Below are 15,636 nucleotides of genomic sequence, written 5' to 3' on the forward strand. Positions count from 1 at the left end.
TTAGCACATCGATTCACGAGAGCGTGATTTCTACCAGGTGTGATCGGATCGGCATTTTTTTAATCAGTCATTTGCATTTTATTAACATAAAATACACACTTCGCTTCATCTGGTATGACCAGATCACCTTGCGGATTCAGGAGACTGACATGCTTTACAAAGGCGACAACCTGTACCTCGACTGGCTGGAAGATGGCATCGCCGAACTGGTGTTCGATGCCCCAGGCTCAGTGAACAAACTCGACACGGCAACCGTCGCCAGCCTCGGCCAGGCGCTGGACGTACTGGAAAAACAAACAGATTTAAAAGGGCTGCTGCTGCGTTCGAATAAAGCAGCCTTTATCGTCGGTGCCGATATCACCGAATTCCTTTCGCTGTTTCTCGTTCCCGAAGAACAGCTCAGCCAGTGGTTGCATTTCGCCAACAGCGTCTTTAACCGTCTGGAAGATCTGCCGGTCCCCACGCTCTCTGCAGTTAACGGCTATGCGTTAGGTGGCGGCTGCGAATGCGTACTGGCGACCGATTACCGCCTGGCGACGCCGGATCTGCGTATCGGTCTACCAGAAACAAAGCTGGGCATCATGCCAGGCTTTGGCGGTTCCGTACGTATGCCGCGCATGTTAGGCGCGGACAGCGCACTGGAGATCATTGCTGCCGGTAAAGACGTTGGTGCTGAACAGGCGCTGAAAATCGGTCTGGTCGATGGCGTCGTGAAAGCGGAAAAACTGATTGAAGGCGCAAAAGCAGTTTTACGTCAGGCCATCAGCGGCGATCTGGACTGGAAAGCGAAGCGTCAGCCGAAGCTGGAACCGCTGAAGCTCAGCAAAATTGAAGCTGCCATGAGCTTCACCATTGCCAAAGGCATGGTCGCGCAAACGGCAGGCAAACATTACCCGGCCCCGATGACTGCAGTGAAAACCATTGAAGCCGCCGCGCGTTTTGGCCGTGAAGAAGCGCTTAATCTGGAAAACAAAAGTTTTGTTCCGCTGGCGCACACCAATGAAGCCCGCGCGTTGGTCGGTATCTTCCTTAACGACCAATATGTGAAAGGCAAAGCGAAGAAGCTGACCAAAGACGTTGAGACGCCAAAACAGGCTGCTGTGCTGGGCGCAGGCATTATGGGCGGCGGTATCGCGTATCAGTCGGCGTGGAAAGGCGTGCCGGTTATCATGAAAGATATCAATGACAAATCCCTGACCCTCGGAATGACCGAAGCGGCTAAGCTGCTGAACAAACAGCTTGAGCGCGGCAAAATTGACGGTCTGAAGATGGCGGGCGTGATTTCGACCATTCACCCTACGCTGGACTATGCCGGTTTTGATCGCGTGGACATCGTGGTCGAAGCCGTGGTTGAAAACCCGAAAGTCAAAAAAGCGGTGCTGTCCGAAACGGAAGACAAGGTTCGCCCGGATACCGTGCTGGCCTCTAACACCTCCACCATTCCCATCAGTGAACTGGCAAGCGTGCTGAAACGCCCGGAAAATTTCTGCGGGATGCATTTCTTTAACCCGGTTCACCGGATGCCGCTGGTTGAGATCATTCGTGGCGAGAAAAGCGCCGATGAAACCATCGCGAAAGTAGTCGCCTGGGCAAGCAAAATGGGCAAAACACCGATTGTGGTGAACGACTGCCCCGGCTTCTTTGTAAACCGCGTACTGTTCCCTTACTTCGCGGGATTCAGCCAGTTGCTGCGCGACGGAGCGGACTTCCGCAAAGTCGACAAGGTCATGGAAAAACAGTTCGGCTGGCCGATGGGCCCGGCATACCTGCTTGATGTTGTCGGCATTGATACAGCGCATCACGCGCAGGCCGTGATGTCCGCAGGCTTCCCGCAGCGGATGCAAAAAGATTATCGCGACGCGATCGATGCGCTGTTTGACGCCAGTCGTTTTGGTCAGAAAAACGGTCTGGGCTTCTGGCGCTATAAAGAAGACAATAAAGGTAAGCCGAAGAAAGAAGAGGATGCCACCGTTGATGACCTGCTGGCTGACGTCAGTAACGCGAAGCGTGATTTCAGCGAAGACGAAATTATCGCCCGTATGATGATCCCGATGGTCAACGAAGTGGTGCGCTGTCTCGAAGAAGGCATTATCGCCAGTCCGGCAGAGGCCGATATGGCACTGGTTTACGGTCTGGGCTTCCCTCCGTTCCACGGCGGCGCGTTCCGCTGGCTGGATACGCTCGGCAGCGCGAAGTATCTCGATATGGCGCAACAGTATCAGCACCTCGGTCCGTTATACGACGTTCCGGAAGGTCTGCGTAATAAAGCGCGTCATAACGAACCGTATTATCCCCCGGTTGAGCCTGCCCGTCCGGTCGGCGACCTGAAAACGGCTTAAGGAGTCACAATGGAACAGGTTGTAATTGTTGATGCGATCCGTACCCCGATGGGCCGTTCGAAAGGGGGCGCGTTTCGCAACGTGCGTGCGGAAGATCTCTCCGCACATTTGATGCGTAGTCTTCTGGCGCGTAATCCGGCGCTTGAAGCGGCGGCGCTTGATGACATCTACTGGGGTTGCGTGCAGCAGACGCTGGAGCAGGGCTTTAACATCGCCCGTAACGCGGCGCTGCTGGCGGAAGTTCCACACTCCGTTCCGGCGGTGACCGTCAACCGTCTGTGCGGCTCTTCCATGCAGGCATTGCATGACGCCGCACGAATGATTATGACCGGTGATGCACAGGCCTGTCTGGTGGGTGGCGTGGAGCATATGGGCCATGTGCCGATGAGCCACGGCGTCGATTTTCACCCAGGTCTGAGCCGTAACGTCGCCAAAGCGGCGGGCATGATGGGACTAACGGCGGAGATGCTCTCACGCATGCACGGCATCAGCCGTGAAATGCAGGATGCCTTTGCCGCACGTTCACACGCCCGCGCCTGGGCCGCCACGCAGTCCGGCGCGTTTAAGAACGAAATTATCCCAACCGGTGGGCATGACTCCGATGGCGTGCTGAAGCAGTTTAACTACGACGAAGTGATCCGTCCGGAAACCACGGTTGAAGCGTTATCTACCCTGCGTCCGGCGTTTGACCCGGTCAGCGGCACGGTCACCGCAGGAACCTCTTCTGCACTCTCCGATGGTGCCGCCGCCATGCTGGTGATGAGCGCGAGTCGTGCACGCGAGTTAGGTCTGAAACCACGCGCCCGCGTGCGCTCAATGGCGGTGGTCGGTTGTGATCCTTCCATCATGGGATACGGTCCGGTTCCGGCGTCGAAACTGGCGCTGAAAAAAGCGGGGCTTTCGGCCAGTGATATCGGTTTGTTTGAGATGAACGAAGCGTTTGCTGCGCAGATCCTGCCGTGTATTAAAGATCTGGGGTTAATGGAGCAGATTGACGAGAAGATCAACCTTAACGGCGGCGCGATCGCGCTCGGTCACCCGTTGGGTTGTTCTGGCGCGCGTATCAGCACCACGTTGTTGAACCTGATGGAACGCAAAGATGTCCAGTTCGGCCTGGCGACGATGTGTATTGGGTTGGGTCAGGGTATCGCGACCGTGTTTGAGCGGGTGTAAAGATATTCACTCATTGTCGGCCAGGTAAGCGAAGTACCCCCGGCTCGATTGCCGGATGGCGACGCTAAAGCATCTCATCCGGCCTACAACGAAAACGTCACGGTATAACCATTTAGTTGCCGTTCTTCCCGCCTGTCAGGGGCGGGTTTTTTCTTCTTCGTTTCTCTTCTTAGATAAATGAGAACGCATCGCCAAACAGGCGATCTTCACGTGCGCTGCGCTCATTACAGAACAGGTCACGCGCGATTTTCGCCATCTCAAAACGCCCGGCAATGTAGATGTCATGATCGGCCAGCGTTCCGTGATCCTGCATCACCGCCGTTAAGACCGTCCCTGTACGCCCACGCCAGCCGGCTTCCGGTTGTTCCACCACGGCTTCAACGCGCAGATTGGGATGGTTGACAGAGAGCGCTTCAAGTTCAGAGAGATCGTAGAGATGCTTCTCTTCACGTCCCCCCCAGTAAATCGTGACCTCACGATTGGGATTATGCGCCAGCGCCGTCAGCAGAATGGAACGGGCGTAGGAAAAACCCGTACCACCAGCAATCAGGATCAGCGGACGCTCTTCATCGTCACGCAGCCATGCGTCGCCGTGCGGGATATCTATCGTTATCTCATGGTCTTTCAGGATGCGATCCATCACTGCTTTGGCATAGAGATTAATTTCTGACGCGCCAATGTGGAGCTCAATAAAACCCTGCTCATCCGGTGTAGAGGCCATCGAGAACGGGCGTTTATCCCGCTCATCCATCACGACCATCAAATATTGACCGGCACGAAAGGAAAATGCCGCGTCGGGTACTAAACGAACACGGTATACGGTATCAGTGATAGCTTCTACCGAGGTCACTTTACAGCTTAAGGTTGTCATGCGCTCCCTCTATGGGTCTGTAGGGCAAAACGAGCGCCTCAGGCGCCTTTACCGTCATTAAAGATGGCCAGTTCATCCCAAATCGCATCAATGCGGGCGGTCACGTCGGGGTCTTTTTTAATTGGACGTCCCCACTCGCGTTGGGTTTCACCTGGCCATTTGTTCGTGGCATCCAGCCCCATTTTTGAACCCAGACCGGAGACCGGCGAGGCAAAATCCAGATAATCAATTGGCGTATTTTCTACCAGCACCGTGTCCCTGGCCGGGTCCATACGGGTAGTAATCGCCCAAATCACATCGTTCCAGTCGCGTGCATTGACGTCATCATCACAGACGATAACAAATTTGGTGTACATAAACTGGCGTAAAAATGACCAGACACCCATCATGACGCGTTTCGCATGCCCCGCGTACTGTTTTTTAATCGTGACGACGGCAAGGCGATAAGAGCACCCTTCCGGCGGCAGGTAAAAATCGACGATTTCCGGGAACTGTTTTTGCAGAATCGGCACAAACACTTCATTTAGCGCAACGCCAAGTACGGCAGGCTCATCCGGCGGACGACCGGTGTAGGTCGAATGGTAAATCGCATCTTCACGCTGGGTAATATGCGTGACGGTAAAAACCGGGAAGCTATCCACTTCATTGTAATACCCCGTATGGTCGCCATACGGGCCTTCCGGTGCCATTTCACCCGGATCGATATACCCTTCCAACACAATTTCCGCACTGGCAGGCACTTCAAGATCGTTAGACAGGCATTTAACCACTTCGGTTTTCGTACCGCGCAGCAGACCGGCAAAGGCGTACTCTGAGAGTGTGTCCGGTACCGGCGTCACCGCGCCAAGAATAGTGGCCGGATCGGCACCCAGCGCAACGGAGACCGGGAACCGTTCCCCCGGATGCGCCGCACACCACTCCTGATAATCAAGCGCGCCGCCACGATGGGACAGCCAGCGCATGATCAATTTATTTTTGCCAATCAGCTGCTGGCGATAAATCCCCAGATTCTGCCGCTCTTTATGCGGGCCACGCGTGACAGTCAGCCCCCAGGTGATGAGCGGCGCGGCATCTTCTGGCCAGCAGGTCATAATGGGGATGCGGTTTAAATCGACGTCATCGCCAGAGATGATTTTTTGCTGACAAGGCGCACCGCGCAGTCGCTTCGTCGGCATATTCAGCACCTGTTTAAACTGCGGCAGTTTATCAAACAGATCGCGAAAGCCCTTCGGCGGCTCCGGTTCTTTCAAAAAGGCCAGTAATTTACCTACTTCCCGCAGCGCAGAGACATCATCCTGCCCCATGCCCATCGCGACACGCTTTGGCGTACCAAACAGGTTACACAACACCGGCATTGAATAGCCTTTGGGGTTTTCAAACAGCAGCGCAGGGCCACCGGCACGTAGCGTGCGATCGGCAATTTCTGTGATTTCCAGATATGGATCCACTTCAAGCGTAATGCGTTTGAGTTCACCCTGTTGTTCAAGCAGCGTCAGGAAGTCGCGTAAATCGTGATATTTCATGGCGTCCATTGTGGCCTCTTCGTAAGCGCCTCATTATACGGCGTTCATCATCGTGATGCTGTATTTTTGTTAAATTAGCGTGAACTCTGGCAGCCCACCGCCATCACCGGGATTATAATTAACTTCACGCCTTACATTTGCTATGCTTGCGCCCCGAATAAGCGGATAAGAGCCATTATGCAATCCTGGTATTTACTGTACTGCAAACGCGGGCAACTTCAGCGTGCTCAGGAACACCTCGAAAGACAGGCAGTGAGCTGCCTGACACCGATGATCACCCTGGAAAAAATGGTGCGTGGAAAACGTACTGCAGTCAGCGAACCCCTGTTCCCTAACTATCTGTTCGTGGAATTTGACCCGGAAGTGATTCATACCACGACGATCAATGCCACGCGCGGCGTCAGCCATTTTGTCCGCTTTGGCGCATCACCGGCAATTGTCCCTGCTACGGTGATTCACCAGCTCTCCGTCTATAAGCCAGAAGGCATTGTCGACCCTGAAACGCCTTACCCCGGCGACCGAGTGGTCATCACGGAAGGGGCTTTTGAAGGCCTGCAGGCGATCTTCACTGAACCGGACGGTGAAGCGCGTTCCATGCTGCTGCTCAACCTGTTGAATAAAGAGGTGAAGCAGAGCGTGAAAAACACCGGTTTCCGTAAGCTTTAACGGCGACTTAAAACGACATTCCAAACAGTGTCCTGACGTTCGCATCCGTTGTGGCGGAAAGCCACTGCGGATCGTCTCCGCGCCAGTGGGCGATACGCTCAAGAATATGTGGCAGATATGCCGGTTCGTTACGTCGCGATGCGGGTTTCGGCGAGAGATCGCGCGGCAACAGATACGGCGCATCAGTTTCAATCAGCAACTGTTCGGCCGGAATAAACGGTAGCAATTCGCGCAGTTCCAGCCCACGACGCTCATCACAGACCCAGCCTGTAATGCCGATATGTAATCCTCTGTCGATACAGTCCTGCATTTCTTCACGCGTGCCGGTAAAGCAGTGCAGCACCGCACCCGGGAGTTTGTCCAGCCACGGATCCAGCAGCGTCAGAAATCGTGCATGCGCATCACGACAATGCATAAAAACCGGCATCTGTAACTCTGCAGCGATACGCAACTGCGCATCAAACGCCCGCTCTTGTTCCTGCGGAGTGGAAAAATTACGATTGAAATCAAGGCCACATTCGCCAATCGCCACGACCTCAGGCATTGACGCCAGCGCCACAATCGCCTCCTCTGTGGCAGGCTGCCACTGGCTACTGTCGTGCGGGTGAACACCGGCCGTCGACCAACAGAGAGGATAAATGTGCGCCAGTCGTTGCGCCTGTTGGCTTTCATGCAGGTTTGTACCGGTGAGAAGCATGCCCTTCACGCCAGCGGCCCTCGCGCGAGCCACAACCTCATCACGGTCTTTTAAAAACTGCGAGCTGGTTAAATTAACGCCGATATCAAACATGCTTCGCTCCATATGACAACCGCCCTGGCGGGCGGTTGAATTTACTCTTCTGTTTTCTCGGCTTTCTCAGCTTCGGCTTCTGATTCCGCCTCGTTATCTTCATCCCGTGTCTGTCGCTTACCGACATAGAAACGTGAGAAGAAAACGCCGACCTCAAACAGGAAGTACATCGGAATCGCCAGTAACGTCTGCGAAAAAACATCCGGCGGCGTCAGCAACATCCCTACCACAAACGCGCCAACTAACACATAAGGCCGTTTTTTACGCAAATCTTCCGGTGTCGTCACCCCCATCCAGCAAAGCAGCACGATGGCAACGGGCACCTCAAACGAGACCCCGAACGCCATAAACAGCGCCATGACAAAGCTCAGATAGCTGGCAATATCCGTCGAGACCTGCACACCTTCCGGCGCGGTATTGGCAAGGAAGCCAAACGCCAGCGGGAACACGACAAAGTAGGCAAACGCCATGCCGATATAGAACAGTAACGAGCTGGAGATCAGTAACGGTACCACCATGCGGCGTTCATGCTTATACAGCGCTGGCGCGATAAACGCCCAGACCTGATAAAGGATCACCGGTGCTGACAGGATCAGCGACACCATGAAGGTTAATTTGATCGGGGTGAAGAACGGTGATGCGACATCCGTCGCGATCATGGTTGCGCCCTGCGGCAACTGTTTGATAAGCGGCGAGGAAACCAGGTGATAGATGTCATTGGCAAAATAGACCAATGCCAGAAAAATCACGATAACCGCAATAATGCAGTTAAGCAGACGTTTACGCAGCTCAATCAGGTGCGTGATAAGCGGTTGAGTATCTTCTACAGCCATGTTTACGGTTTATCACTCGACGTAGGGGAGGAGCCAGCAACAGGGGCAGCGGTTTTCGGTTCAGCGTCCTTCACGTTGACGGCAGGAGACGTCTCCCCGACAATCTCAGGAGCCTGTTCCGGTGCGCTGGCCTGGACTTCAGCAGTAGCGGGCGTGACCCCTTCATGCTGTTCTTCGTTCCCTTTCACCACCGGGTTATAGATGGTGTGCGCTTCGTCGCTCGCTTTTTCGGGCTCGTTCGCGCTATAGGAACGTTTCATTGACTCCGCCGCCTGGCGCAGTTCATCCATTGAGGCTTTCAGCTCGGGAGTCAGATTTTCCAGGCTCGCTTTCTCAACCTTTTTCAGGCTGTCCTGAAACTCCTGGAGCTTAAGCTCCTGGGTCAGTTCATTCTGAACGGTGGTCGCAAGGGATCGCAATGCGCGTACCCAGCCAGCTATCGTTTTGACGGCTACCGGCAATCGCTGCGGCCCCAGTACGACGAGGCCGATAATAAACACCAGTAACAGTTCGCTAAAGCCGATATCAAACACGAATTACACCTGCTCTTTATCGTGGCTTTTCGCGTCTTCTTTTTTCGCCGTTTCTTTAGCAGCGTCTGCCGGTTTGTCAGTAATAGACTTCGCGGTAAAGTCAGCGTCCTGACTGGCTTTATCCTGTTTAGCATCATCATCACTCATGGCTTTTTTGAAGCCTTTGATGGATGCGCCAAGATCGGAACCGATGGAGCCGAGCTTCTTGGTGCCAAACAACAGTACAACGATGACGGCAATGATCACCAACTGCCAAATACTGATACCACCCATACATGTTCCTCTGTGATAGATGATGAATTAATAAGGCCGTAGTATACGTTACCCGGCCTGCCTTGAGCGATGAAAAAATCAGCGAGTTTTGCGCCAGCCGACAATCCAGGCGACCAGACCGCCTGCCATCAACCAGCCGGGCATATAGCCCCATTCAGGACGATTAATCAACAGGAATGTCCCACTCAATAGTAACGTGGCTCCAATTCCCAATAAGTAACGGGATTGGCCCTGACGCACATGATTCTCCTGAAGCTCGCGCGCAATCTTATCAACACTGTGCTGTAAATATTTGCCCTGGCGCAAACTGTCGTACACCAGTTCAGGGAGTTCTGGCATTTTTTCGACCCAGAACGGCGCTTTTTCCTTAAATGCCCTGACCAGCGCCGGAATACCGACCTGATCTTTAATCCATGATTCCAGAAAAGGCTTCGCCGTTTTCCAGAGATCCAACTGCGGATACAGCTGACGTCCTACGCCCTCAACATACAGTAATGTCTTCTGCAACAATACCAGTTGAGGCTGCACTTCCATGTTAAATCGACGCGCCGTATTGAAAAGGTTTAACAAAACGTGACCAAACGAGATTTCTGCTAGCGGTTTCTCGAAGATAGGCTCGCATACGGTACGAATCGCAAACTCAAACTCTTCAACGTTGGTATCCGGCGGAACCCAGCCTGAATCAACATGCAGTTCCGCAACCTTGCGGTAATCACGATTAAAGAACGCGATAAAGTTCTCCGCCAGGTAACGCTTATCTTCCTTGTTTAAGGAGCCGACAATGCCGCAATCAATGCCAATATATTTCGGGTTTTCGGGGTGTTCATAACTGACAAAGATGTTTCCGGGATGCATATCCGCGTGGAAAAAGCTGTCGCGAAACACCTGAGTGAAGAAAACCTGCACGCCGCGCTCCGCCAGCAACTTCATGTTGGTGCCGTTTTTCTCCAGAGTCACCACATCGGAAACCGGGATGCCATAGATGCGTTCCATCACCATCATATTCTCACTGCAGTAGTCAGAATAAACTTCCGGGATGTAGAGCATGGGGCTGTCTTCAAAGTTTCGCCGTAGCTGAATGGCGTTGGCCGATTCGCGCAGCAGGTTCAGCTCATCAATCAGTGTTTTTTCATATTCCCGCACCACTTCCGTCGGGCGCAGACGGCGACCGTCCGGTAGCAAGCGCGGCACCCAGCGGGCAAGACGATAAATCAGTCGTAGATCCGCTTTGATAACCGGCAGGATGTCAGGACGTATGACTTTGATGACGACCTCTTTGCCGTTCGATTTCAGTCTCGCCGTATGCACCTGAGCAATTGACGCCGACGCCAGCGGCTGAATCTCGAATTCATCAAACCAGGCTTCAACGGGCAGTCCGCCCATCGCTTCTTCGATTTGCGCTTTCGCCAGCTTGCCATCGAAGGGGGCGACTTTGTCCTGTAACAACGCCAGTTGATCGGCGATATGCGGAGGGAAGAGATCGCGGCGAGTTGAGAGCATTTGACCAAACTTGATCCACACCGGCCCTAACTCCTGCAGAGACAGTCTCAGTCGCTCTCCCAATAATTTGTCTTTATGCCGGTTTGGCATCCAGAACAGGCAGTAACGCCATAACCGCAGCGGCAGCGTGATCCGCATTTTGGGGATGAGTTCATCAAGTCCGTAACTTAAAAAAGTGCGAATGATGAAATACAGGCGCCGTACTTCACCTGGCGTCATTTAGCCTCCAGTTTTTCCAGCCGCCGGGTCAGCGCATCGACAGCGCGTTCCACCGCTGCCGTTTCTTCCGCGAACCAGGCAACCTCTAACGGTCCGGGTGCCATTCGCCACTCTTCCGTAATAGCTTCGGCAACATAACGTTGCTGACGTTGGATCCCGTGACGGAGAAATTTTGCCCCGCCGCGCAGGGCTTTGCTGATCCCTTCCGCCGCGATGTCGCCGGTATAAGGCGCCAGCAGTTCAGCAGGATCGAATTCCGCCAGGTCGGCAAGGGCAACGAAATTTTGCACAACCTGAATATCACCCTGCACTTCCAGTTCGCCACTGCGAATCAGCGCAGCCAGTTGCTGGCGGTCACGTAATTTTGGCAATACGCTGGCATGAGTGATCACCGTACAATCGGCCTCGCCAGCCCACTCGCCCAGCACGTCAACCTGGCGTTCGCTGAACAGCAGAATTAATGATGTCGAAAAGCCTTTTAGCTCTACACGCAGCACTTTTCCCAGCAGACGCGCTCGCGCCGTTTTCAACGCCGGCGAACGATACAGGAATGAATTAAGCAAACTTTCCATTCCAGCAGTCACTAAGGGTTTAAAAGGCATCCCCGTTCTCCTGTCAGAACTTATAGCCGCGATGTAGCGCAACCACACCCGCTGTCAGGTTGTAATAGTCGACACTTTCGAACCCGGCGTCCTGCATCATCGCTTTCAAGGTGTCCTGATCGGGATGCATACGGATGGATTCCGCCAGATAACGATAGCTATCGGCATCATTGGCGACCATTGAACCGATACGCGGCAGGATATGGAACGAGTAGGCGTCGTACGCTTTGCTCAGTGGCTCGATAATCGGTTTAGAGAATTCCAGCACCAGCAGACGACCACCTGGCTTCAGGACACGGAACATCGAGCGCAGGGCTTTGTCTTTGTCCGTGACGTTACGCAAACCGAAGGAAATAGTGATGCAGTCAAACGTATTGTCCGGGAACGGCAGCGCTTCCGCATTGGCCTGAACATATTCTACGTTGCCAATCACGCCGATATTGCGCAGCTTTTCACGACCCATTTTGAGCATTGAGTCATTGATGTCAGCCAGAATCACCTTGCCGGTCTCCCCGACCAGACGGGAGAATTTAGCCGTCAGATCGCCGGTTCCCCCGGCTAAATCCAGTACTGTCTGACCACGGCGGACGCCGCTACAGTCGATGGTGAAGCGCTTCCACAAACGATGGATGCCAAAAGACATCAAATCATTCATAACATCATATTTTGATGCCACAGAATGAAAAACGTGGGCCACCATGTCCGCTTTATGCTCTTTAGCGACAGTCTGAAAACCAAAGTGCGTCGTTTCTTGTGAATTATCCACCATCTCAGTGCCTGCTCATCAAAAAATTGTTCGAGAAGTGTAACAGATTGGGGCGCATTGCCCTACCCTTCTGCCCGTCCGGGTTACTCCGAACGGACTAATTCGATTGCTGCTTTATCCCGTCATCGTCGGAATAAGATGCATCTTCCTGCTCTTCAGGTACCGATCGCAACCGATACTCTTCATCCTGCGTTGTGGCCTGTTCCGCCAGTTCAGGGTTAATCTCGCGCTTAATTTCTACCCCTAAGCCGCGAAACGCTTCGGCCTGTGCCAGCACGTTGCCGCGCCCCGACGATAGCTTTTTCATTGCCTGACGATAGTTATCCTGCGCTTTGTCCAGACTCTGTCCGATGGAGGACATATCGTCGACAAACAGCCGCATCTTGTCATAGAGCTTACTCGCACGGTCCGCAATCTGTTGCGCATTACGGCTTTGATGTTCGTAACGCCATAGATTCGCAATGGTTCGCAACGCCACCAGTAATGTCGTGGGACTGACCAGCATAATATTATTTTTAAGCGCTTCAGTAATCAGTTCGGGCTGTCGGTCGAGCGCTAACAGAAACGCGGGCTCCACCGGAATAAACATCAGCACGTAATCCAGCGTGCGCAGCCCCGGAAGCTGCTGGTAGTCCTTACGTCCCAACAGGCGAATATGGTTACGCACCGAAGCAATGTGTTCCTGAAGCGCACTTTCGCAGGTGTAATCGTCTTCCGCATTAAAATAGCGCTCATAGGCCACCAGCGTCATTTTGGCGTCGATCACCACATCTTTTCCCTGCGGTAAACGTACAATTACGTCGGGCTGCATGCGGGAACGAACGTCATTCTCGATACTGACCTGCGTTTCGTACTCATAACCTTCACGCAGTCCGGATGCTTCCAGCACACGAGTGAGTACGACTTCGCCCCAGTTCCCCTGCGTTTTATTATCGCCTTTTAGTGCACGCGTCAGGTTGACCGCTTCCTGGGCCATTTGTGCATTAAGCTGTTGGAGATTGCGAATTTCATGCGCCAGGGTGTGACGTTCTCGCGCTTCCTGACCAAAGCTGTCCTGAACCTGGCGACGGAAACCGTCCAGTTGTTCACGCAGCGGCGTCAGCAGACCATTCAGGCTCTGTCGGTTTTGCTCATCAACCCGGCGATTGCTTTGCTCAAAGATTCGGTTTGCCAGGTTTTCAAACTGTTCGCTCAGACGCTGCTCGCTGTTGATCATCTGGCGAATTTTATCTTCCGCATGCTGCTGTGTGGCTTCCATTCGCGTGGTCACTTCACGCAGATCCGCTTCCAGCGAGGTGTTAATGCTGCGCAGGCTACGTAATTCGTTATTGAGCAACTCGCACTCATCACGCCAGTGTTCACTTTGGGCAAGCTGTTGTTTGGCAGCACTTAATGCCGCAACCATCTCTTCACGTTCAGCGAATTGTTCGGCTTTCTGTTGCGCATGCTGATAGCTGGCTATCAGCCAGCCAAGCGCAATGCCCACCAGCGCAATAACCGCATAAATGATGATTGAGATATCCAAAATGCCTCCCGACGCCATACATCACCCGCACAAAATAGAATTGTGCTGTATAAACGTCCAGTTTTAAAGAACTTTCCTGCGAGGCGGTACGCAAATAATCGCGTAAAAGCAAAAGGCCGAACGCGTCGGCCTTTTTTACGGAAGAGAAGAGAATTAGATGAGACGACGTGCCGCTTCCACCACGATTTTCACCGCATGGCTTTCGGTTTGTTTCATCGTCTCCGCATTCGGGATCTCTTGCTGGGTGCGGTTGACGATTACCCCCGCAACCATCCCGGCGCGCAGGCCCTGGCTTGCACACATGGTCAGCAGCGTGGCGGACTCCATTTCGTAGTTCATCACGCCCATTGACTGCCACTCTTCCATGGAGCCTTTGAAACGACGTACTACGCGACCGGAGAAAGTGTCGTAACGTTCCTGGCCTGGGTAGAAGGTGTCAGAAGATGCAGTTACGCCCACGTGAGTTGTAGCACCGATGGATTTTGCCGCTTCAACCAGCGCGGTGGTGCATTCAAAGTCAGCGACTGCCGGATACTCCATCGGCGCAAAGTGCAGGCTCGCACCATCCAGACGAACGGACGCCGTGGTGACCAGAACATCGCCGACATTGATATGCGGCTGAATGGCCCCCGTGGTGCCAATACGCAGGAAAGTACGAATGCCCAACTGAGCCAATTCTTCCACCGCTATAGAAGTTGATGGGCCGCCGATACCGGTCGAGCAGACGATGACGGCTTTACCGTCCAGCTCTGCGCGCCAGGTAGTGAATTCACGGTGAGATGCCAGTTTAACCGGCTTCTCCATCAGCGCGGCGATCTTTTCTACACGTTCCGGATCGCCAGGGACGATAGCCAGCGTAGCCCCTTGTAAATCGTTCTTGGTGAGGCCGAGATGAAAAACGTCAGACCTGGACATATAAAACTCCTCTGTGATTCGGTTTTTGTCAGAAGAAGCAAAAAGACACTTTACCGAAGGACTTAAGATATTTTCGTGACCGCTATCACCATGATGCAATTCATTTGCATGAATTTACCTACAAAAAGTGATCAACATCACATCAATAGCCCAACTTTCTCTTTCTTTGCACAAAAAGCGAGCCGTTTGAGGCAGTGTGAATGGTTAAAGGCTGTCTATAGTTAATAGTGCGCTATTTTTCTAAGGGTACGGAGAATACCATGACATCAACACCACAAACCGGTTTTGCACCTGCAGCATCCCCTATTGCCTCTACCTCAGTGCATACCCCGGACGACGCCATCGTCGCGGGTTTTACGTCAATCCCTTCTCAGGGGGACGAGATGCCGGCGTTTCACGCCCGGCCGAAAAAGAGCAATGGCCCACTGCCTGTGGTCATTGTAGTGCAGGAAATCTTTGGCGTGCATGAACATATCCGCGACATCTGCCGTCGTCTGGCGCTGGACGGCTATTTGGCTATCGCGCCAGAACTCTACTTCCGCGAGGGCGATCCCAATGATTTCGCCGATATTCCCACGCTATTGAGCGGTCTGGTGGCGAAAGTGCCGGATTCTCAGGTTCTGGCCGATCTGGATCACGTCGCCAGTTGGGCGTCCCGCAACGGTGGCGATGTTCATCGTCTGATGATCACTGGCTTTTGTTGGGGCGGACGTATTACGTGGCTGTACGCGGCGCATAACCCGCAACTGAAAGCCGCTGTAGCCTGGTATGGGAAGTTGGTTGGCGATAAGTCGTTGAATTCGCCGAAACATCCTGTCGATGTGGCGACCGATCTGAACGCCCCGGTGCTGGGTCTGTACGGCGGTCAGGATAACAGTATTTCACAGGAGAGCGTGGAGACCATGCGCCAGGCCTTACGCGCCGCTAACGCCAATACGGAGATTGTCGTCTATCCTGATGCCGGTCATGCCTTCAATGCCGACTACCGCTCGAGCTATCACGAAGAATCTGCCAAAGACGGCTGGCAAAGAATGCTGGCGTGGTTTGCACAGTACGGAAGTAAGAAATAACGCAGGTCTGAACCGCCCCCCGACAACAGGCCCGGTGG

Annotated in this window: 15 protein-coding genes; 4 read left to right on the forward strand and 11 right to left on the reverse strand. The window is 53.5% G+C overall.

The genetic code is table 11. From position 1 onward, the window contains the following. The first annotated feature begins 149 nt into the window (after window positions 1-149). Both fadB and fadA read left to right on the forward strand, forming a co-directional pair. The gene (gene fadB, locus HVX64_RS22670; protein WP_044258318.1) at window positions 150-2,339 is read left to right on the forward strand and encodes a fatty acid oxidation complex subunit alpha FadB; all 2,190 of its coding nucleotides are present in this window, start codon (window positions 150-152) and stop codon (window positions 2,337-2,339) included. Window positions 2,340-2,348: 9 nt separating this feature from the next. Next, window positions 2,349-3,512 (forward strand): acetyl-CoA C-acyltransferase FadA, encoded by a 1,164-nt coding sequence (gene fadA, locus HVX64_RS22675; RefSeq protein ID WP_042998833.1) that lies wholly within the window; start codon window positions 2,349-2,351, stop codon window positions 3,510-3,512. A 169-nt stretch (window positions 3,513-3,681) separates the two neighbouring features. On the opposite strand, the gene fre is transcribed toward fadA, so the two are convergent. Then, window positions 3,682-4,383, reverse strand: coding sequence for an NAD(P)H-flavin reductase (fre, locus tag HVX64_RS22680; RefSeq protein ID WP_044258316.1), 702 nt, complete (start codon window positions 4,381-4,383; stop codon window positions 3,682-3,684). 38 nt (window positions 4,384-4,421) lie between these two features. Beyond that, the gene (gene ubiD / locus HVX64_RS22685; RefSeq protein WP_044327658.1) at window positions 4,422-5,915 is read right to left on the reverse strand and encodes a 4-hydroxy-3-polyprenylbenzoate decarboxylase; all 1,494 of its coding nucleotides are present in this window, start codon (window positions 5,913-5,915) and stop codon (window positions 4,422-4,424) included. A gap of 168 nt (window positions 5,916-6,083) precedes the next feature. On the opposite strand from ubiD, the gene rfaH reads away from it, so the two are divergent. Next, window positions 6,084-6,572, forward strand: a complete 489-nt coding sequence (gene rfaH, locus HVX64_RS22690) for a transcription/translation regulatory transformer protein RfaH (protein ID WP_042998831.1) — start codon at window positions 6,084-6,086, stop codon at window positions 6,570-6,572. Between the two features lie 7 nt (window positions 6,573-6,579). Here the strand turns inward: rfaH and tatD are convergent, their stop codons facing one another. The 9 genes from tatD to udp form a co-directional block, all read right to left on the reverse strand. Beyond that, a complete protein-coding gene (gene tatD / locus HVX64_RS22695) occupies window positions 6,580-7,362 on the reverse strand; it encodes a 3'-5' ssDNA/RNA exonuclease TatD (RefSeq protein WP_044258313.1) in 783 nt (260 codons plus the stop codon). Between the two features lie 41 nt (window positions 7,363-7,403). Continuing rightward, window positions 7,404-8,195, reverse strand: a complete 792-nt coding sequence (gene tatC / locus HVX64_RS22700) for a Sec-independent protein translocase subunit TatC (RefSeq protein ID WP_042998829.1) — start codon at window positions 8,193-8,195, stop codon at window positions 7,404-7,406. Window positions 8,196-8,197: 2 nt separating this feature from the next. Beyond that, entirely contained in the window at window positions 8,198-8,728 is a 531-nt protein-coding gene (gene tatB, locus HVX64_RS22705; protein WP_044258312.1) for a Sec-independent protein translocase protein TatB, read from the reverse strand. Window positions 8,729-8,731: 3 nt separating this feature from the next. After that, window positions 8,732-9,001, reverse strand: coding sequence for a Sec-independent protein translocase subunit TatA (tatA, locus tag HVX64_RS22710; protein WP_042998827.1), 270 nt, complete (start codon window positions 8,999-9,001; stop codon window positions 8,732-8,734). 78 nt (window positions 9,002-9,079) lie between these two features. Then, entirely contained in the window at window positions 9,080-10,720 is a 1,641-nt protein-coding gene (gene ubiB / locus HVX64_RS22715; protein ID WP_181825195.1) for a ubiquinone biosynthesis regulatory protein kinase UbiB, read from the reverse strand. Next, window positions 10,717-11,322 (reverse strand): ubiquinone biosynthesis protein UbiJ, encoded by a 606-nt coding sequence (ubiJ, locus tag HVX64_RS22720; RefSeq protein WP_042998825.1) that lies wholly within the window; start codon window positions 11,320-11,322, stop codon window positions 10,717-10,719. The genes ubiB and ubiJ overlap by 4 nt, the downstream gene beginning before the upstream one ends. A 13-nt stretch (window positions 11,323-11,335) precedes the next feature. Then, a complete protein-coding gene (gene ubiE / locus HVX64_RS22725; protein WP_042326162.1) occupies window positions 11,336-12,091 on the reverse strand; it encodes a bifunctional demethylmenaquinone methyltransferase/2-methoxy-6-polyprenyl-1,4-benzoquinol methylase UbiE in 756 nt (251 codons plus the stop codon). Between the two features lie 94 nt (window positions 12,092-12,185). Further along, window positions 12,186-13,613, reverse strand: coding sequence for a DNA recombination protein RmuC (gene rmuC / locus HVX64_RS22730; protein ID WP_044258325.1), 1,428 nt, complete (start codon window positions 13,611-13,613; stop codon window positions 12,186-12,188). A gap of 153 nt (window positions 13,614-13,766) precedes the next feature. Next, entirely contained in the window at window positions 13,767-14,528 is a 762-nt protein-coding gene (udp, locus tag HVX64_RS22735) for a uridine phosphorylase (RefSeq protein ID WP_042998824.1), read from the reverse strand. A gap of 260 nt (window positions 14,529-14,788) precedes the next feature. Between udp and HVX64_RS22740 the strand changes: the two genes are divergently transcribed. After that, window positions 14,789-15,598: a dienelactone hydrolase family protein gene (locus HVX64_RS22740; protein ID WP_042998823.1), complete on the forward strand. Its 810-nt coding sequence runs from the start codon at window positions 14,789-14,791 to the stop codon at window positions 15,596-15,598. Window positions 15,599-15,636 lie beyond the last annotated feature (38 nt).

This window comes from Citrobacter sp. RHB20-C16 (genome assembly GCF_013890155.1).
In the GTDB taxonomy this organism is placed as follows: Bacteria; Pseudomonadota; Gammaproteobacteria; order Enterobacterales; family Enterobacteriaceae; genus Citrobacter_A; species Citrobacter_A amalonaticus.

Coding starts and splice junctions, on each gene's coding strand:
- ubiD (WP_044327658.1), bottom strand. CDS start 5,915: ATGGACGCCATGAAATATCACGATTTACGCGACTTCCTGACGCTGCTT.
- udp (WP_042998824.1), bottom strand. CDS start 14,528: ATGTCCAGGTCTGACGTTTTTCATCTCGGCCTCACCAAGAACGATTTA.
- ubiB (WP_181825195.1), bottom strand. CDS start 10,720: ATGACGCCAGGTGAAGTACGGCGCCTGTATTTCATCATTCGCACTTTT.
- fadA (WP_042998833.1), top strand. CDS start 2,349: ATGGAACAGGTTGTAATTGTTGATGCGATCCGTACCCCGATGGGCCGT.
- tatA (WP_042998827.1), bottom strand. CDS start 9,001: ATGGGTGGTATCAGTATTTGGCAGTTGGTGATCATTGCCGTCATCGTT.
- tatD (WP_044258313.1), bottom strand. CDS start 7,362: ATGTTTGATATCGGCGTTAATTTAACCAGCTCGCAGTTTTTAAAAGAC.
- tatC (WP_042998829.1), bottom strand. CDS start 8,195: ATGGCTGTAGAAGATACTCAACCGCTTATCACGCACCTGATTGAGCTG.
- HVX64_RS22740 (WP_042998823.1), top strand. CDS start 14,789: ATGACATCAACACCACAAACCGGTTTTGCACCTGCAGCATCCCCTATT.
- fadB (WP_044258318.1), top strand. CDS start 150: ATGCTTTACAAAGGCGACAACCTGTACCTCGACTGGCTGGAAGATGGC.
- fre (WP_044258316.1), bottom strand. CDS start 4,383: ATGACAACCTTAAGCTGTAAAGTGACCTCGGTAGAAGCTATCACTGAT.
- ubiJ (WP_042998825.1), bottom strand. CDS start 11,322: ATGCCTTTTAAACCCTTAGTGACTGCTGGAATGGAAAGTTTGCTTAAT.
- rfaH (WP_042998831.1), top strand. CDS start 6,084: ATGCAATCCTGGTATTTACTGTACTGCAAACGCGGGCAACTTCAGCGT.
- ubiE (WP_042326162.1), bottom strand. CDS start 12,091: ATGGTGGATAATTCACAAGAAACGACGCACTTTGGTTTTCAGACTGTC.